Source organism: Micromonospora sp. NPDC018662, from assembly GCF_044391475.1.
Taxonomy (GTDB): Bacteria; Actinomycetota; Actinomycetes; order Mycobacteriales; family Micromonosporaceae; genus Micromonospora.
On sequence record NZ_JBISAC010000001.1, the window covers coordinates 552,096 to 570,079 of the forward strand.

The window sequence follows — 17,984 nt, forward strand, 5'->3', positions numbered from 1 at the left end:
CATGTGGCCGGAGCCAGGTGGGTTGATAGGTCTGCATCGAGACTCCCGAAGGCCATGGCGACGGTAGGTCGCAACGTTGCTTGCCATGGTTGCGCTGGCGTGGCCGAGAGTCAATACTCAACGCTACGGCGCGTGTCGTCAGAGTGACGATCGCCGGGTCGACCGGGAGGGACGGCATGGCGAAGGCGAATCTGCCCACCGTGGTCGGGCGTGGGCTCGGCGGTGAGCTGCGCGAGCTGAGGAGGGCGCGAGGGCTCGCGCTACGGCGGGTGGCGGCCCGGCTGGAATGGCAGGCGTCCAAGCTCTCCCGGATGGAGACCGGTGTGCAGGGCATCCAGGCCGCCGACGTTGCCTCCCTGCTAGTGATCTACGGCGTCACCGGGGAGGAGCGCCGGCGGCTGCTCGCGATGGCCGAACGTTCGGCCGAGACCGGCTGGTGGGAGGCGATCGGCGGGCTGTCCGACGAGTCGCGCACGCTGATCCGGCTGGAGGCCGAGGCGGCCGGCATCGTGAACTGGGAGCCGCTGCTGGTGCCGGGCCTGTTGCAGACGCCGGACTACGCCCAGGCGGTGATGGTCGGCTGCGGCGTGCCGCCCGACGATGCGCAGGGACGGGTGGCCGCCCGGCTGGGCCGGCAGGCGGTCCTGAGCCGCCCCAGCCCGCCCGCGCTCCACGCGCTGCTCGACGAGGCGGTGCTGCGCCGGGCGCTCGGCGGCTCTCAAGTGATGGCCCGCCAGCTTCGGCACCTGGCAGAGGCGGCCGAGCGGCCCACGGTCACGCTGCGAGTGGTGCCACTGGCGGTCGGCGCGCACACCGGCCTGGACGGCTCGTTCGCGCTCCTCGACTTCCCGCGCAACCGGTCGGTGGTCTGTCTCGACCACAAGCTGACCGGGCTGTTCCTGGAGGAGGCCGCGCAGGTGGCGCACTTCCGGCGGGAGGCGGATAGGCTGACCGCTGTGGCGTTGAGCCCCGTCGATTCAGTGGCGCTCATCGCGCGGTACGCGGCGGAGCACGAGCGAGAGTGAGCCGAGGATGACCACCTCAGAGCTGTCCGGCGCGACCTGGCGCACGTCCACCCGCAGCGGCTCCAACGCCAACTGCGTGGAGGTGGCGATGACGGCGGCGACGGTCGGCGTACGCGATTCGAAGGACCCGGCCGGACCGATGCTGGCCTTCGACCGACGGGCCTGGGCCGCTTTCGTCGCCGGCCCACTGAGCCGCCCCTGACGGCCCGCCAGTTCGGGGAGGTGGCGGCATTCGGAGCGTCAGGACCCGACCACCTCGGCGTACTGAAGTCGATCTTCCCGCCCTGCGGGGTGCGTCACCCGGCGGCGCACCCTTGCGGGCCTGGGTGACCGGCCGGCGTACCCTCGGGATGTGACGGCGAACCGGGAGATCGACGACATCCTGCAGCGCGGCGCGGACGGCGGGCGGATCACGCCCGAGGAGGCGCTGCTGCTCTACACGGAGGCGCCCTTCCACGCGCTGGGCGAGGCGGCCGACGCGGTACGGCGGCGCCGGTATCCGGACAACATCGTCACCTACCTGATCGACCGCAACATCAACTACACGAACGTCTGCGTGACGGCGTGCAAGTTCTGCGCGTTCTACCGGGCCCCCAAGCACGCCGAGGGCTGGACCCACCCGACCGAGGAGATCCTGCGCCGCTGCGGCGAGGCGGTCGAGCTGGGCGCCACCCAGGTCATGCTCCAGGGCGGGCACCACCCGGACTACGGCGTCGACTACTACGAGGAGCTGTTCTCCTCGGTCAAGCGGGCCTACCCGCAGCTCGCCATCCACTCGATCGGCCCGAGCGAGATCCTGCACATGGCGAAGGTCTCCGGGGTGAGCCTCGACGAGGCCATCGCCCGGATCAAGGCGGCCGGCCTGGACTCGATCGCCGGCGCCGGCGCGGAGATGCTGCCGGACCGGCCGCGCAAGGCGATCGCGCCGCTGAAGGAGTCGGGCGCGCGGTGGCTCGAGGTGATGGAGCTGGCGCACCGGCAGGGCCTGGAGTCGACCGCGACCATGATGATGGGCACCGGCGAGACCAACGCGGAGCGGATCGAGCACCTGCGGATGATCCGGGACGTGCAGGACCGCACCGGTGGCTTCCGGGCCTTCATCCCGTGGACGTACCAGCCGGAGAACAACCACCTGAAGGGCCGCACCCAGGCCACCACGCTGGAATACCTGCGCCTGGTCGCGGTGGCCCGGCTCTTCTTCGAGACGGTGCCGCACCTCCAGGCGTCCTGGTTGACCACGGGCAAGGACGTCGGGCAGCTCGCCCTGCACATGGGCGTGGACGACCTCGGCTCGATCATGCTGGAGGAGAACGTCATCTCCTCGGCCGGCGCCCGGCACCGGTCCAACCTGCACGAACTGATCGGCATGATCCGTTCGGCGGACCGGATCCCGGCCCAGCGGGACACGCTCTACCGCCGGCTCGCGGTGCACCGGACGCCCGCGGACGACCCGAGCGACGACCGCGTGGTCTCGCACTTCTCCTCGATCGCGCTGCCGGGTGGCGGCGTCGGGAAGTCGCTGCCGCTGGTCGAGGCGAACTGACCGCTCCACCGTTCGGCCGGCCGGGGGCGTCGTGCGGCCGGGTGTCGCACCCGTTTCCGGTGGAGCTTCGGCGTGGCCCTCGACGGGCGTGATCGGGAGCCGCTAACGTCCCGGCTCGACACCGCCCGTCCGGGCCGCGAGCTGCCAGATAACAGGTCGGCGGCGACCCGGGCGAGCGTCGTCCCGCCAGCCGTCGTCGCGGCTACGCTGGCGGCGTTCGGCGGACCGTCGTCCTCCATCGGCCCATGAGGGCCGTTCATATAACGCACCGCAGCAGGGGCGGGATGGGTGACCATCCCGCCCCTGCTGTCGGTCGGGCAAGGTGGGAATTCCACCCGTGGGACGCTGGCGCGTCGCCGCGTCGCTCCGGTACCGTCCGTTCGTTCCGTGCCTGATCGGCACGTCCCTACCCTCGGGGGAACCATGACCTTCCGATACCGATCCTCGCTGGCGCGCGCCGGCGTGGTCGCCCTGCTCTCCACCTCGGGCCTCGCCGCCGTCGCCGGCCCGGCGTACGCCGCCGACGAGGCCGACCTCCAGCTCGTCCCGCTCAGCTACCAGCTGGCCAAGGGCGTCGACGAGGCCCGGGCCAAGCCGTTCAAGTTCCAGGTGGACAACACCGCCGGTGCCGTCGACGCCAAGGGCGTCCGGGTCACGGTGGAGACGAAGGGCCTGAAGGACCGCAAGGTCGGCGTGCTGGTCCCGGAGGGCTGCGAGGTTACCGGCACCTCCTTCACCTGCCTGCTCGGCGACCTCGCCGCGGGCACCACCGAGGACTTCGGCATCCCGTTGTTCTCCACCGGCGGCAAGGGTGCGGCCGGCCCGCTCACGGTCTCCATCAGCGCGGCCACCGCCGACCCCGACCTGGAGAACAACGCGGTCGACCACGACATCACCGTGACCGCCCCCGGCTACGACCTCACCACCTGGGTGCAGGACGTGTACGCCGACGTGCAGGTCGACGGCGACGACGCCGGCGAGGCGAACCTCCGTCCGGTCCGGCCGGGGGAGACCGCGCCGCTGGACTGGGCCGTGTTCAACGACGGCAGCCGGAAGGCCACCGGCCTCGCGTACGGCATCACGCTGCCGGCCGGCGTCACCTTCGCCGAGCTGCCCGAGGGCTGCGTCGAGCAGGATCTGGGCGGCTTCGCGCAGGCGTACTGCGAGGACCGGGGCGCGGTGCTGAAGCCGGGCCAGTTCTACACCGCCGGCGTGCGGGTGACTGTCGGCGCGGACGTGACCGAGAAGCTGCTCCGGCCCGGCTTCGTCTTCGCCGCCGGCCTGGACTCCGCATCCGGCGAGCCCGAGGAGGAGCCGCGCGTCGCCAGCTCGGCGCAGCGTCGCGCCTTCGCCGAGGTCGACGACGTCGACAACACCGCCCAGTTCGACGTCTTCGTCGACCCGAACGGGCAGCCGACGCCGACCCCGACGCCGTCCGGCACCCCGACCGCCGAGCCGACCCCGAGTGGTGGCGCGACCGCGGTCCCGACCCCGACCACGGGTGGCGGCAGCGGTGGTGGCGCCGGTGACGGCGGCCTGCCGGTGACCGGCATGCAGGTCGGTCTGATCGGCGGCATCGGCGCGCTCGTGCTGGCCGCCGGCGCGGCGCTGATGGTGCTGTCCCGCCGCCGCAAGGTGGTCCTGGTCGCGCCGAGCGAGGAGCGCACCGGGGACTGAGCCGGGCGCACCGGACACGGCGGGGGCGGGGTGGGCGACCACCTCGCCCCCGCGCCGTACCCGGATGGCGTGGCTGGCAGAGTGGAGGGGTGAACAGTCGTTCCCCGCAGGGCCGGCGCGCCAGCCTGGAGAAGCAGCCGCACGAGGTCGCCGCCATGTTCGACGGCGTGGCGGCCCGCTACGACCTGACCAACACCGTGCTCTCCTTCGGGCAGGACCGGTCCTGGCGGCGGGCCACCCGGGCGGCGCTCGGGCTGCGCCCCGGCGAGCGGGTGCTGGACGTGGGCGCCGGCACCGGCGTCTCCACCGAGGAGCTGGCCCACTCCGGGGCGTACGCGGTCGGCGCGGACCTGTCGCTGGGCATGCTGCACGCCGGCAAGCGCACCCGCCCGTCGGTGCCGCTGCTGGCCGGCGACGCGCTCCGGCTGCCGTTCGCGGATGCCAGCTTCGACGCGGTGACCATCTCCTTCGCGCTGCGCAACGTGAACGACACCGACGCCGCGCTGCGCGAACTGGCCCGGGTCACCCGGCCGGGCGGGCGGCTGGTGGTCTGCGAGTTCAGCACCCCGGTCAACCCGGCGTTCCGCACCGTCTACCTGTCGTACCTGATGCGGTCGTTGCCGGCGGTGGCGCGCGCGGTGTCGAGCAACCCCGACGCCTACGTCTACCTCGCCGAGTCGATCCGGGCCTGGCCGGACCAGGCGGCGCTGGCCGCGCGCGTCGGCGCGGCCGGCTGGGGTCGGGTGGCGTGGCGCAACCTGACCGGTGGCGTCGTCGCGCTGCACCGCGCCGTCCGGAACTGATCGCTCCGGCGGAGCGGCCGGGCATTTCGTGAATGTCCGGCTTGAGAATGGTTCGCGCCGTAGGCTCGCGCCCATGACGGGATCCGACCACGCCGCCGCCACCGACGACGACGCTGCCGAGCTGATCGCGCAGCTCAGGGAGTTGGCCGGCGCGGATCCCGCCGAGGTCCGCCAGGTGGTCGCCGAGGTGCTGGCGGCGCTGGACCGCGCGGCCGGGGGCGCGCTGCGCGATCACCTGCCCGAGACGATCCGGCTCGACGCCGGCCTGGGGCCGGCCGCGCCGGCCCGCCCGTGACCGATCTCCGCTCCCTTACCGGCTGGTTTCCGGGAAGTTAGGACCCCCTCAGCGCATACAGGTGTAACGCCGGTCATAGACTCCAACCCGATCGGCTTGTGAAGCATTTCACGAGCATGCGGGAGGAGGCGCGGATGACCGCGGTGGAGAACGACGCCGACGTCATCGTCGTGGGCGCCGGTCCCGGAGGATCGGCCACGGCATACCACCTGGCGCGGCACGGCGTACGCGTGCTGCTGCTGGAGAAGACGGAGTTCCCCCGGGAGAAGGTCTGCGGTGACGGGCTCACGCCCCGCGCCGTACGGCAGCTCATCCGGATGGGTGTGGACACCTCGCCCGAGGCCGGCTGGCTGCACAACAAGGGCCTGCGGGTGATCGGCGGCGGCGTCCGTCTGGAGCTGGACTGGCCCGACCTGGCCAGCTTCCCCAACTACGGCCTGGTCCGGACCCGGCTCGACTTCGACGACCTGCTCGCCCGGCGTGCCGTCACCGCCGGCGCGGAGCTGCGCACCGGCGTCAACGTGCTCGGCCCGGTGCTCGACGCGGACGACCGGGTGATCGGCGTGCAGGCCGAGACCGGTCCCGGCAAGGAGCCGGCCACCTTCCACGCGCCGCTGGTGGTCGCCGCGGACGGCGTCTCCGGTCGGTTCCCGCTCGCGCTCGGCCTGGCCAAGCGGGAGGACCGACCGATCGGCGTGGCGGTCCGCCGCTACTACCGCTCGCCCGCCAAGCACGACGACGACTACCTGGAGTCCTGGCTGGAGCTGCGCGCCAAGGGCAACGACGCGTTGCTGCCCGGCTACGGCTGGATCTTCGGCCTCGGCGACGGCCGGGTCAACGTCGGCCTCGGCGTGCTCAACTCGTCCTCGGCGTTCGGCAAGACGAACTACCGCCGGCTGCTCACCGACTGGCTCGCCAACACCCCGGAGGACTGGGGGATGACCGACGAGGCCAACGCGGAGGGGCCGATCCTCGGCGCCGCGCTGCCGATGGGCTTCAACCGGGTCCCGCACTACCAGCGCGGCGTGCTGCTCGTCGGCGACTCCGGCGGCATGGTCAACCCGTTCAACGGCGAGGGCATCGCGTACGCGATGGAGTCCGGCGAGCTGGCCGCGGAGGTCGCGGTGCAGGCGCTGGCCCGCCCGGCCGGCGCGGAACGGGAGCGGGCGCTGATGGCGTACCCGCAGGAGCTGAAGGCCCGCTTCGGCGGCTACTACCGGCTCGGCGGGGTCTTCGTGAAGCTGATCGGCCGGCCCGAGGTGATGCGGATGGCCACGAAGCACGGCATGCCGCACCCGATGTTGATGCGTTTCGTGCTCAAGCTGCTGGCGAACCTGACCGACCCGCGCGGCGGGGACGCGATGGACCGGGTCATCAACGCCATGACGAGGGTGGCACCGGCCGTGTAGGAGACCACCGGCCCGCGGTCGACCGACCACGGAGCGGAGAGATCGACCCCCGCCGACCGATGTCGTCAGGGACGTGAATAGTGTGATTTTGGCCAACCACCGAGGTCAGGGAAGGACGAGCAGGGGACAACGATGACGCTCTCTCCTTATGCACCCATCATCGGGCTGTTCGCCCTCGCCGCGGGGTTCGCGCTGTTCTCCGTGGCCGCCGCCCGATTCGCCGGCCCCCGGCGTCTGAACAAGGCCAAGCTCGAGGCGTACGAGTGTGGCATCGAACCGAGCCCGCAGCCGGTCGGCGGCGGCCGGTTCCCGATCAAGTTCTACCTGACGGCGATGCTCTTCATCGTCTTCGACATCGAGATCATCTTCCTCTACCCCTGGGCTGTCTCGTTCGACGCCCTGCCGATCTTCGGCTTCGTGGAGATGGTCATGTTCATCGTCGCGGTCTTCGTCGCCTACGCCTACGTGTGGCGGCGCGGCGGCCTGGACTGGGACTGAGGAGGTAGCAGATGGGCATCGAGGAGAAGCTTCCCTCCGGCGTCCTGCTGACCAGCGTCGAGAAGCTGGTCAACTGGTCGCGGAAGTCGTCCGTCTGGGGCGCCACCTTCGGCCTGGCCTGCTGCGCCATCGAGATGATGGCCGCCGGTGGCCCGCACTACGACATGGGCCGGTGGGGCATGGAGGTCTTCCGCGCCTCGCCCCGGCAGGCGGACCTGATGATCGTGGCCGGCCGGGTCAGCCAGAAGATGGCCCCGGTGCTGCGGCAGATCTACGACCAGATGGCCGAGCCCCGCTGGGTCATCTCGATGGGCGTCTGCGCCAGCAGCGGCGGCATGTTCAACAACTACGCCATCGTGCAGGGCGTCGACCACGTCGTCCCGGTCGACATGTACCTTCCCGGCTGCCCGCCCCGGCCGGAGATGCTCATCGACGCGGTGCTCAAGCTGCGCGAGAAGATCATGTACGAGCCGCTGGGCCCGAACGGCCGCAAGATGCTCGAGGCCCGCAAGGAGCGCGGTGACGTGCCAGTCGTGCCGTACGGCTCGATGCCGTCGTCGTACCGCAACGACAAGGCCCGGCGTGCCGAGTGGACGAAGGCGGTCCGTGAGGGGCGCGAGGAGCAGTTGCGGATCGAGAACTGGATGAAGGCGCAGAACCACCTCCAGACGCAGGGGGGCCCGAAGTGACCTCGCCGAACGACAGGAACAACGACGGCGGCGTGCCGGTGCCGACCACTCCGGTCGGCGCCAGCGGCACCGCGCCGGCCGAGTACCCGCCGGCCGGCCCGGCCGGTCGGGGCATGTTCGGCAACCAGGGCACCGGTGACGTCTCCGGCTACGGCGGCCTGGTCCGCCAGCGCAAGCCGATCGAGGAGGCCACCCGGCCGTACGGGGGCTACTTCGACGAGGTGCGGGACGCGCTGGAGGAGGCGTACCCGGCCTTCGGCGACGCGATCGAGAAGGTAGTGGTCGACCGGGGTGAGCTGACCCTGCACGTCCGCCCGGAGCGGATCGCCGAGGTCTGCCAGGTGATGCGCGACGACCTGTCGCTGCGCTTCGAGCTGCTCTCCTCGGTGTCCGGGGTGGACTACCTGGGCGCCGACGCGCGCCGGCTGCACGTGGTCTACCAGCTCACCTCGATGACCTACCGGCGGCAGGTCCGGCTGGAGGCCGCGGTCTCCGCCGAGGACCCGCACCTGCCGAGCGTCACCGCCGTCTACCCGACCGCCGACTGGCAGGAGCGGGAGACGTACGACATGTTCGGCATCGTCTTCGACGGCCACCCCAACCTGACCCGGATCCTGATGCCGGACGACTGGGAGGGGCACCCGCAGCGCAAGGACTACCCGCTCGGCGGCGTACCCGTCGAGTACAAGGGTGCGGAAATTCCCCCGCCGGACCGTAGGAGGTCCTACCAGTGACCACGTCGAACTACGCGACCGAGCGCGAGACCACCGAGGGCAAGGTCTTCACCGTCACCGGTGGGGACTGGGACCAGGTCGTCTCCGGCACCGACCCGATCAACGACGAGCGCATCGTCGTCAACATGGGTCCGCAGCACCCGTCCACGCACGGCGTGCTCCGGCTGATCCTGGAGCTGGAGGGCGAGACGGTCCGCGAGGCCCGCTCGGTCATCGGCTACCTGCACACCGGCATCGAGAAGAACCTGGAATACCGCAACTGGGTCCAGGGCTCGACGTTCGTGACCCGGATGGACTACCTCTCCCCGATCTTCAACGAGACGGCGTACGCGCTCGCGGTGGAGAAGCTGCTCGGCGTCACCGACGACGTCACCGAGCGGGCCACCACCATCCGGGTGCTGATGATGGAGCTCAACCGGATCTCGTCGCACCTGGTCTGGCTGGCCACCACCGGCATGGAGCTGGGCGCGATCAACATGATGTTGTACGGCTTCCGCGAGCGGGAGTACATCCTCGACATCTTCGAGACCATCACCGGCCTGCGGATGAACCACGCGTACGTGCGGCCGGGCGGCGTGGCGCAGGACGTGCCGGACGACGCGATCCGCAAGATCCGCGACTTCCTGGTGCTGATGCCGAAGAAGCTCAAGGAGTACGAGAACCTGCTCTCCGGGCAGCCGATCTGGATCGAGCGCACCACGAACGTCGCGGTGCTGGACGTGACCGCCTGCGTGGCGCTCGGCATCACCGGCCCGGTGCTCCGCTCGGCGGGGCTCGCCTGGGACCTGCGCAAGACCATGCCGTACTGCGGGTACGAGACGTACGAGTTCGACGTGCCGACCCACACCGACGGTGACGTGTGGGGCCGCTACCTGGTCCGACTGGCGGAGATCCGCGAGTCGCTGAAGCTGGTGGAGCAGGCGCTGGACCGGTTGCGGCCGGGCCCGGTGATGGTCTCCGACAAGAAGATCGCCTGGCCGGCGCAGCTCGCCATCGGCGTCGACGGCATGGGCAACTCGCTGGAGCACGTCGCCAAGATCATGGGTCAGTCGATGGAGTCGCTGATCCACCACTTCAAGCTCGTCACCGAGGGCTTCCGGGTCCCGCCGGGCCAGGTCTACGTCGGCATCGAGTCGCCCCGCGGCGAGCTGGGCGTGCACGCGGTCTCCGACGGCGGCACCCGGCCCTACCGGGTGCACTACCGGGAGCCGAGCTTCGTCAACCTCCAGGCCCTCCCGGCGATGGCCGAGGGCGGCCTGATCGCCGACGTGATCGCCGGCGGCGCCTCGCTGGACCCCGTGATGGGTGGTTGTGACCGATGAACGTGTTCACTGAGGAGACGCGGCTGCGGGCGCGGGAGATCATCGCCCGGTACCCGGCGGACCGGTCCCGCTCGGCGCTGCTGCCGCTGCTGCACCTGGTGCAGTCCGAGGAGGGCTACGTCTCCCCGGCCGGCGTCGAGTTCTGCGCCGAGGTGCTGGGGCTGAACAAGGCCCAGGTCGGCGCCGTCGCCACCTTCTACACCATGTACAAGCGCAAGCCGACCGGCGACTACCTGGTCAGCGTCTGCACCAACACGATGTGCGACGTGCTCGGCGGCCAGGCGGTCTACGACACGCTCGCCGAGCACCTGGGCGTCGGGCACGAGGAGACCACCGCCGACGGGAAGATCACCCTGGAGCACGCCGAGTGCCTGGCGGCGTGCGACTACGGCCCGGTGATGACCGTCAACTACGACTTCTTCGACAACGTCGAGCCGCAGGGCGCGCTCGGCGTGGTGCAGGAGTTGCAGGCCGGCGGCCGGCCGATGCCGACCCGGGGCGCCCGGCTCTGCACGCTGAAGGAGATGGCGGTCCAGCTCGCCGGCTTCGCCGACGAGCGGGACGGCGCGGTGGCCGACGGCGGGCCGGGCGAGCCGAGCCTGCGCGGCCTGCGCCTGGCCGAGCAGCACGGCATCTCGGTGCCGGGCTTCGACCCGAGGACGCCGATCCGCAGCAAGGCCGAGGCCGACCGGGCCGCCGCCGAGGCGAAGGCGAAGGCCGAGGCCGAGAAGCCGGCCCCCGCGGCCGAGCCGGCGACGCCGAAGGCGGCCACCGGCAGCACCGCGCCGGACGTGAAGGCGCCGGACGACAAGTCGCCGCAGGTGCGTACCGCCGAGACCCGGCAGCCGGACGCGCGGACCCCGGTCGCGGACGCGCCCGGCACCAAGGTCCCGACGGACGGCCCGGCCCCGGCGCCGCGCGACGCGCGGGCGGCCGAGGCGGCCGGCGTGGCGGCGAACCCGCCGGCCGGCGACGGCAAGCCCGCCGGCGACGCGGCCGGCGCGCAGGAGCGCAACCTCAAGGACGCCGAAGCCGGTACGGACGCCGACGGCGCCGACCCGGCGGACGCGAGCGGAACGGGGGTCCGGAAGTGACCACTCCTCGGCCGGAGACGTTGGCCAAGCTCACGCCGGTGCTCACCAAGCGCTGGCTGTCGCCGGACGCCTGGCGGCTCGGCACCTACGAGAAGCTGGACGGCTACGCCGCCCTGCGCAAGGCGCTCAAGGCGCACCCGGACGACCTGATCCAACTGATCAAGGACTCCGGGCTGCGTGGCCGGGGCGGCGCGGGCTTCCCGACCGGGCTCAAGTGGGGCTTCATCCCGCAGGGCGACGGGAAGCCGCACTACCTGGTGGTGAACGCCGACGAGGGCGAGCCGGGCACCTGCAAGGACCTGCCGCTGATGACCCACGACCCGCACTCGCTGGTCGAGGGCGTCATCATCGCCTCGTACGCGATCCGGGCCAACCGGGCCTACATCTACATCCGCGGCGAGGCCGTGCACGCCGCCCGCCGGCTGCGCAGCGCGGTCGCCGAGGCGTACGCCAAGGGCTACCTCGGCCGGAACGTCCTCGGCTCGGGCTTCGACCTGGACCTGGTGGTGCACTCCGGCGCCGGGGCGTACATCTGCGGTGAGGAGACCGCGCTGCTGGACTCGCTGGAGGGCTTCCGGGGCCAGCCCCGGCTGCGCCCGCCGTTCCCGGCGACCCACGGCCTGTACGCCAGCCCGACCGTGGTCAACAACGTCGGCACCATCGCCAGCGTGCCGTACATCGTGCTGGGTGGCGCGGACTGGTGGAAGACCATGGGCACGGAGAAGTCGTCCGGCCCGATGATCTACTCGCTCTCCGGCCGGATCGCCAACCCCGGCCAGTACGAGGCGTCGATGGGCATCACGCTGCGCGAGCTGATCGAGCTGGCCGGCGGCATGCAGCCCGGGCACGAGCTGAAGTTCTGGACCCCGGGCGGCTCGTCGACGCCGCTGCTCACCGCCGAGCACCTGGACGTGCCGCTGGACTTCGAGGGGGTGGCGGCGGCCGGCTCGATCCTGGGCACCACGGCCACCCAGATCTTCTCCGACCAGGACTGCCCGGTGTACGCGACCTACCGGTGGCTGGAGTTCTACCACCACGAGTCGTGCGGCAAGTGCACCCCGTGCCGGGAGGGCAACTACTGGATGGTCCGGGTCTACCGGCGCATCCTCGCCGGCCAGGGCACCCACGAGGACCTGGACACCCTGCTCGACACCTGCGACAACATCCTCGGCCGTTCGTTCTGCGGCCTGGGTGACGGTGCGACCAGCTCGGTGACCTCCTCGCTGAACTACTTCAAGCAGGACTACCTCGACTACATCGAGGGACGTACCGCGCCGAAGCTGTCGGACAAGTCTCTGGTGGGAGCCCACTAATGACCGACGTAGCCAAGCAGACCGAGACCGTCACGCTGACCATCGACGGCGTCGAGGTCACCGCGCCCAAGGGCACGCTGCTGATCCGGGTCGCCGAGCAGTTGGGCACCGAGATCCCGCGCTTCTGCGACCACCCGCTGCTGGCCCCGGCCGGCGCCTGCCGGCAGTGCCTGGTGGAGGTGGAGGGCCAGCGCAAGCCGGTCGCCTCCTGCACCCAGACGGTCGCCGACGGCATGGTGGTGCGGACCCAGCTCACCTCGCCGGTCGCGAAGAAGGCCCAGGAGGGGGTGATGGAGCTGCTGCTCCTGAACCACCCGCTGGACTGCCCGATGTGCGACAAGGGCGGCGAGTGCCCGCTGCAGAACCAGGCGATGTCCACCGGCCGGACCGACTCGCGCTTCCACGAGCACAAGCGGGAATACCCGAAGCCGCTGCCGATCAGCACCCAGGTGCTGCTCGACCGCGAGCGGTGCGTGCTCTGCCAGCGGTGCACCCGGTTCTCCGAGGAGATCGCCGGCGACAAGTTCATCGACCTGATGGGACGCTCCTCGCACGAGGAGATCAACATCTACCGGGACGACGCGTACGGCGCGGAGCCCGGGGACGAGGCGGGGGACGTCCCCTTCAACTCGTACTTCTCCGGCAACACCGTGCAGATCTGCCCGGTCGGCGCGCTGACCGGCGCGCAGTACCGCTTCCGCTCCCGCCCGTTCGACCTGGTCTCCTCGCCCAGCGTCTGCGAGCATTGCTCGGCCGGCTGCGCGCAGCGCACCGACTGGCGGCGGGGCAAGGTGCTGCGCCGGCTGGCCGGCGACGACCCGGCGGTGAACGAGGAGTGGAACTGCGACAAGGGCCGCTGGGGCTTCCAGTACACCCGCGCGTTCGACCGCCTCACCACCCCGCTGGTGCGCGACGACAAGACCGGTGAGCTGCGCGAGGCGTCCTGGAGCGAGGCGTTCACCCGGGCCGCCGAGGGGCTGCGCGCGGCCCGCGACGCCGGCACCGGCACGGCGGTGCTGACCGGCGGCCGGCTCACCGTCGAGGACGCCTACGCGTACGCGAAGTTCGCCCGCGTGGCGCTGCACACCAACGACATCGACTTCCGGGCCCGCCCGGTCTCCCGCGAGGAGTCCGACTTCCTGGCCAGCAGCGTCGCCGGGGTCACCGACGTGACCTACGCGGACGTGGAGAACGCGCCCGCGGTGGTGCTGGTCGGCCTGGAGCCGGAGGAGGAGTGCCCGATCCTCTTCCTGCGGCTGCGCAAGGCGTACCTGAAGAAGACGCTCACGGTGTACGCGATCGCGCCGTTCGCGACCCGCGGCCTGGAGAAGCTCGGGGCCAAGTTGGCCCGGGTGGTGCCGGGCGAGGAGGCCAGCGTGCTGGCCGAGCACGCCACGGTGGCCGAGGCGCTGGGACAGCCGGGCGCGATCCTGATCGTCGGCGAGCGGCTGGGCGCGGTGCCCGGCGGCCTGTCGGCGGCGGCGGACGTGGCCCGGCGTACCGGTGCCCGGCTGGCCTGGGTGCCGCGGCGCGCGGGTGACCGCGGCGCGGTCGACGCGGGCTGCCTGCCCAACCTGCTGCCCGGCGGCCGGGTGGTCACCGAGCCGGCCGCCCGCGCGGAGCTGGGCGAGGCGTGGGACCTGCCGGCCGGGGTGATCCCCAGCCAGGCCGGCCGCGACACCGACGGCATCCTCGCCGCGGCCTCCGACGGCAAGCTCGGCGCGCTGGTGGTGGCCGGCGTCGACCCGGCCGACCTGGCCGACCCGCGCCTGGCCGAGTCGGCCCTGGACGCGGTGCCGTTCCTGGTCAGCCTGGAGCTGCGGATGAGCGCGGTGGCCCGCCGGGCCGACGTGGTCTTCCCGGTCGCGCCGGTGGTCGAGAAGGCCGGCAGCTTCCTGGACTGGGAGGGCCGGCTGCGGACCTTCGAGCGGGTGCTGGACACCGGCGCGATGACCGACGGCCGGGTGCTGGACGCGATCGCCGCGCAGCTCGACGTGCGGCTCGGCGCCGGCGACGTGCTGAGCGTGCGCCGCGAGCTGGGCGCGCTGCCGCGGACCCGCACCGAGCGGCCGTCCGCTCCCTCGGTCGAGCCGGCCGCCGTGCCGCAGCCCGGCCCGGGCGAGGCCGTGCTGGCGACCTGGCACCAGCTCGTCGACCTGGGCAGCCTCACCGACGGCGACGAGCACCTCGCCGGCACCGCCCGCCTGCCGGTCGTCCGGCTGGGCAAGGGCACCGCCGAGGCGCTCGGCGTGGCCGACGGCGACCCGGTCACGGTCGGCACCGACCGCGGCGCGGTCACCCTGCCGGCGGCGATCACCGAGATGCCGGACGGCGTCGTCTGGCTGCCGACCAACTCACCCGGCTCGACCGTGCGACGCAGCCTCGGCGCGACGTCCGGTCACGTCGTGAAGGTGACCGCGGGCTCTACCGACGGGCCGGCCGTACCGGCCGGACGTGTCGCCGCGGACGCCGCCGCACGGCCGGGTCCGCTCCTCAACGCAGGGGGTGCACACCAGTGAACGCGGTCTATCTCGCGGCGCAGGACCCGACGCTGGCCGACTTCGGCAAGGACCCGTGGTGGCTGGTCCTCGGGAAGATCGTCTTCGCGTTCGCGTTCGGCCTGCTGGCCACGCTGCTCGGCGTCTGGTTCGAGCGGCGGGTGGTGGGCCGGATGGCGGTGCGCCCCGGCCCGAACCAGGTCGGCCCGTTCGGCCTGCTCCAGACGCTCGCGGACGGCCTGAAGATGGCGTTCAAGGAGGACATCCTCCCGCGCGCCGCCGACAAGGTGGTCTTCTTCTTCGCGCCGACCATCTCGGTGATCTCCGCGGTCACCGCGCTGTCGGTGATCCCGTTCGGCCCGAAGGTGAGCATCTTCGGCCACTGGACGCCGTTGCAGGTCACCGACGTGTCGGTGGCGGTGCTGGTGATCCTGGCCTGCTCCTCGATGGGCGTCTATGGCATCGTGCTCGGCGGGTGGGCCTCCGGCTCGACGTACCCGCTGCTCGGTGGTCTCCGCTCCAGCGCCCAGATGATCTCGTACGAGGTCGCCATGGGGCTCAGCATCGTGGCGGTCTTCATGACCGCCGGCACGATGTCGACCAGCGGGATCGTCGCCAAGCAGGCCAACGGCACGCAGCTCAGCATCGGCGGGTTCGACCTGCCCACCCCCGGCTGGTACGCGATCCTGCTGCTGCCCAGCTTCATCATCTTCTTCATCGCCATGGTCGGCGAGACCAACCGGGCGCCGTTCGACCTGCCGGAGGCGGAGTCGGAGCTGGTCGCGGGCTTCATGACGGAGTACAGCTCGCTGAAGTTCGCGCTCTTCATGCTCTCCGAGTACGTCGCCATGGTGACCATGTCCGCGGTCACCACCACGCTGTTCCTCGGCGGCTGGCGGGCCCCCTGGCCGATCACGCTGTGGTCGGGCGCCAACGAGGGTTGGTGGCCGATGCTGTGGTTCTTCGGCAAGGTGATCCTGCTGGTCTTCGTGTTCGTCTGGCTGCGCGGCACGCTGCCGCGGCTCCGGTACGACCAGTTCATGCGCTTCGGTTGGAAGGTGCTGCTGCCGATCAACCTGGTCTGGATCCTGGTGCTTGCCGGGCTCCGCTCGATCGAGGACTGGCAGACCCGGGACCGGCTGCTCGTCACCGCCATCGGCGCGGGCGTGCTGCTGCTGGCCACGCTCTTCTGGCCGAGCCGGAAGAAGCAGCCGACGCCGCCGCCCCAGGAGCAGGTGGACAGCCGGCCGTACGGCAGCTTCCCGCTGCCACCGATGGATCTTCAGGTTCCGCCGAGCCCGCGTACCAGGCGCGTGGTCGCCGAGCGGGAGCCGGCCAACGTCGTCGCCGGCTCCGAGTCCAGGGAGGTGTGACGTGGGCGCGATCACCGGAACGTTCAAGGGCTTCGGGGTCACCTTCTCGCACATGTTCAAGAAGGTCGTCACCACCGACTACCCGTTCAAGCCGCCGGTCTCGGCGCCGCGCTACCACGGGCGGCACATCCTCAACCGGCACCCGGACGGGCTGGAGAAGTGCATCGGCTGCGAGCTGTGCGCGTGGGCCTGCCCGGCCGACGCGATCTACGTGGAGGGTGGCGACAACACCGAGGAGCAGCGCTTCTCCCCGGGTGAGCGGTACGCCAGCACCTACCAGATCAACTACGCCCGGTGCATCTTCTGCGGGCTCTGCATCGAGGCCTGCCCGACCCGTTCGCTCACCATGAGCAACGAGTACGAGCTGGCCCGGGACAACCGGCAGGACCTGATCTTCACGAAGGAGCAGCTGCTCGCGCCGCTGCTCGAAGGCATGGAGCAGCCGCCACACCCGATGCGGCTGGGCGACAGCGAGAAGGACTACTACGTCGGTGCGCTGACCAACCCGGGCACCTCGGCCGGCGCCGAGCACTCGCCGATGGGCCCGGGCCGGTACCAGGTGGAGGAGCACCCCGGCGTGACCTTCCCCGGCGCCGAGCAGGCCGCGCAGCGGTCCGAGGCGGGCAAGGGAGCAGGGGCATGACCACTTCTACGGTGCTCGCCGCGGCGGGCGACGTGACCGGGGGTGAGGAGGTCACGTTCTGGATCCTCGCCCCGCTGGCCCTGATCGGGGCGCTCGGCATGGTCTGGGCCCGCAACGCGGTGCACTCCGCGCTCTGGCTGGTGCTGACCATGCTCTGCCTGGGCGTGTTCTACGTGCTCCAGGCCGGGCCGTTCATCGGCATGGTGCAGATCATCGTCTACACCGGCGCGATCATGATGCTCTTCCTGTTCGTGCTGATGCTGGTCGGCCGGGACGCGTCCGACTCGCTGATCGAGACACTGCGCGGCCAGCGGGTCGCCGCGGTGGTGCTCGGGCTCGGCTTCGCCGGCCTGGTCGGCACCGGGCTCTCCCGCGCGTTGAACGGCGTCCAGGCGGTCGGCCTCGACCAGGCGAACGCCGAGGGCAACGTGCAGGGCATCGCCCGGCTGCTGTTCACCAAGTACGTCTTCGCCTTCGAGTTGACCTCGGCGCTGCTGATCACGGCCGCGGTGGGCGCGATGGTGCTGGCGCACGTGGAGCGGCGCAAGGAGGACAAGATGGACCAGGTCGCCACCATGAAGGCGCGGTTCCGGCCCGGCAACTACCCCGGCCCGAAGCCCGGTCCGGGCGTCTTCGCCACCTCCTCCTCGGTGGCGACGCCGGCCCGCCTGCCGGACGGCCGGCTGACCGACCGCGGCATCTCGGAGATCATGCCGGTGCGCGAGCTGACGGCCGAGGAGACCGCATTGAAGGGGACTGACAAATGACCCCGGACTACTACCTGATCCTCGCGGCGGTGCTGTTCACCATCGGCGCCGTCGGCGTGCTGGTCCGCCGCAACGCGATCGTGCTGTTCATGTGCGTCGAGCTGATGCTCAACGCGGCCAACCTGACCCTGGTCACGTTCAGCCGGATCAACGGCGACCTGAACGGCCAGATCATGGCGTTCTTCGTGATGGTGGTGGCGGCGGCCGAGGTAGTGGTCGGGCTCGCGATCATCATGGCGATCTTCCGGACCCGGCGCTCGGCCAGCGTCGACGACGCCAACCTGCTGAAGTACTGAGGGGC

At 71.5% G+C, this 17,984-nt stretch carries 18 protein-coding genes; all 18 read left to right on the forward strand.

Annotation, left to right across the window (positions count from 1 at the left end; all coding sequences use genetic code 11):
* Positions 1-176: 176 nt before the first annotated feature.
* The 18 genes from ACH495_RS02715 (at position 177) to nuoK (ending at position 17,979) form a co-directional block, all read left to right on the forward strand.
* Positions 177-1,025 carry a helix-turn-helix domain-containing protein gene (locus ACH495_RS02715; RefSeq protein ID WP_396856018.1) on the forward strand — a complete coding sequence of 283 codons (849 nt, stop codon included), beginning with the start codon at positions 177-179 and terminating at the stop codon, positions 1,023-1,025.
* A gap of 7 nt (positions 1,026-1,032) precedes the next feature.
* Complete coding sequence (locus ACH495_RS02720; RefSeq protein WP_396856019.1) at positions 1,033-1,227, forward strand: DUF397 domain-containing protein; 195 nt, start codon at positions 1,033-1,035, stop codon at positions 1,225-1,227.
* A gap of 150 nt (positions 1,228-1,377) precedes the next feature.
* Positions 1,378-2,568, forward strand: coding sequence for a cyclic dehypoxanthinyl futalosine synthase (mqnC, locus tag ACH495_RS02725; RefSeq protein WP_396856020.1), 1,191 nt, complete (start codon positions 1,378-1,380; stop codon positions 2,566-2,568).
* 423 nt (positions 2,569-2,991) lie between these two features.
* A complete protein-coding gene (locus ACH495_RS02730; RefSeq protein WP_396856021.1) occupies positions 2,992-4,245 on the forward strand; it encodes a cell wall anchor protein in 1,254 nt (417 codons plus the stop codon).
* Between the two features lie 89 nt (positions 4,246-4,334).
* Positions 4,335-5,048, forward strand: a complete 714-nt coding sequence (locus tag ACH495_RS02735; RefSeq protein WP_396856022.1) for a demethylmenaquinone methyltransferase — start codon at positions 4,335-4,337, stop codon at positions 5,046-5,048.
* 73 nt (positions 5,049-5,121) lie between these two features.
* The gene (locus tag ACH495_RS02740; protein ID WP_396856023.1) at positions 5,122-5,343 is read left to right on the forward strand and encodes a hypothetical protein; all 222 of its coding nucleotides are present in this window, start codon (positions 5,122-5,124) and stop codon (positions 5,341-5,343) included.
* Between the two features lie 134 nt (positions 5,344-5,477).
* On the forward strand, positions 5,478-6,752 hold the full coding sequence (locus tag ACH495_RS02745; protein WP_396856024.1) for a geranylgeranyl reductase family protein: 1,275 nt from the start codon (positions 5,478-5,480) through the stop codon (positions 6,750-6,752).
* A 132-nt stretch (positions 6,753-6,884) separates the two neighbouring features.
* Positions 6,885-7,250 carry an NADH-quinone oxidoreductase subunit A gene (locus tag ACH495_RS02750; protein WP_089154551.1) on the forward strand — a complete coding sequence of 122 codons (366 nt, stop codon included), beginning with the start codon at positions 6,885-6,887 and terminating at the stop codon, positions 7,248-7,250.
* Positions 7,251-7,261: 11 nt separating this feature from the next.
* A complete protein-coding gene (locus ACH495_RS02755) occupies positions 7,262-7,939 on the forward strand; it encodes an NADH-quinone oxidoreductase subunit B family protein (protein WP_091062855.1) in 678 nt (225 codons plus the stop codon).
* The gene (locus ACH495_RS02760; RefSeq protein ID WP_396856025.1) at positions 7,936-8,673 is read left to right on the forward strand and encodes an NADH-quinone oxidoreductase subunit C; all 738 of its coding nucleotides are present in this window, start codon (positions 7,936-7,938) and stop codon (positions 8,671-8,673) included. The genes ACH495_RS02755 and ACH495_RS02760 overlap by 4 nt, the downstream gene beginning before the upstream one ends.
* The gene (locus ACH495_RS02765) at positions 8,670-9,995 is read left to right on the forward strand and encodes an NADH-quinone oxidoreductase subunit D (RefSeq protein WP_396856026.1); all 1,326 of its coding nucleotides are present in this window, start codon (positions 8,670-8,672) and stop codon (positions 9,993-9,995) included. Before ACH495_RS02760 ends, ACH495_RS02765 begins: the two co-directional genes overlap by 4 nt.
* Positions 9,992-11,089, forward strand: coding sequence for an NADH-quinone oxidoreductase subunit NuoE (gene nuoE / locus ACH495_RS02770; protein WP_396856027.1), 1,098 nt, complete (start codon positions 9,992-9,994; stop codon positions 11,087-11,089). Before ACH495_RS02765 ends, nuoE begins: the two co-directional genes overlap by 4 nt.
* Positions 11,086-12,402, forward strand: coding sequence for an NADH-quinone oxidoreductase subunit NuoF (nuoF, locus tag ACH495_RS02775; RefSeq protein ID WP_396856028.1), 1,317 nt, complete (start codon positions 11,086-11,088; stop codon positions 12,400-12,402). The genes nuoE and nuoF overlap by 4 nt, the downstream gene beginning before the upstream one ends.
* Positions 12,402-14,921, forward strand: a complete 2,520-nt coding sequence (locus ACH495_RS02780; protein ID WP_396856029.1) for an NADH-quinone oxidoreductase subunit G — start codon at positions 12,402-12,404, stop codon at positions 14,919-14,921. Before nuoF ends, ACH495_RS02780 begins: the two co-directional genes overlap by 1 nt.
* Positions 14,918-16,273, forward strand: a complete 1,356-nt coding sequence (gene nuoH / locus ACH495_RS02785) for an NADH-quinone oxidoreductase subunit NuoH (RefSeq protein ID WP_396856030.1) — start codon at positions 14,918-14,920, stop codon at positions 16,271-16,273. The genes ACH495_RS02780 and nuoH overlap by 4 nt, the downstream gene beginning before the upstream one ends.
* A 1-nt stretch (position 16,274) precedes the next feature.
* A complete protein-coding gene (gene nuoI / locus ACH495_RS02790; RefSeq protein WP_091583682.1) occupies positions 16,275-16,916 on the forward strand; it encodes an NADH-quinone oxidoreductase subunit NuoI in 642 nt (213 codons plus the stop codon).
* Positions 16,913-17,683: an NADH-quinone oxidoreductase subunit J gene (locus ACH495_RS02795; protein ID WP_396856031.1), complete on the forward strand. Its 771-nt coding sequence runs from the start codon at positions 16,913-16,915 to the stop codon at positions 17,681-17,683. The genes nuoI and ACH495_RS02795 overlap by 4 nt, the downstream gene beginning before the upstream one ends.
* Positions 17,680-17,979, forward strand: coding sequence for an NADH-quinone oxidoreductase subunit NuoK (gene nuoK / locus ACH495_RS02800; RefSeq protein WP_089154544.1), 300 nt, complete (start codon positions 17,680-17,682; stop codon positions 17,977-17,979). The genes ACH495_RS02795 and nuoK overlap by 4 nt, the downstream gene beginning before the upstream one ends.
* Positions 17,980-17,984: the final 5 nt, after the last annotated feature.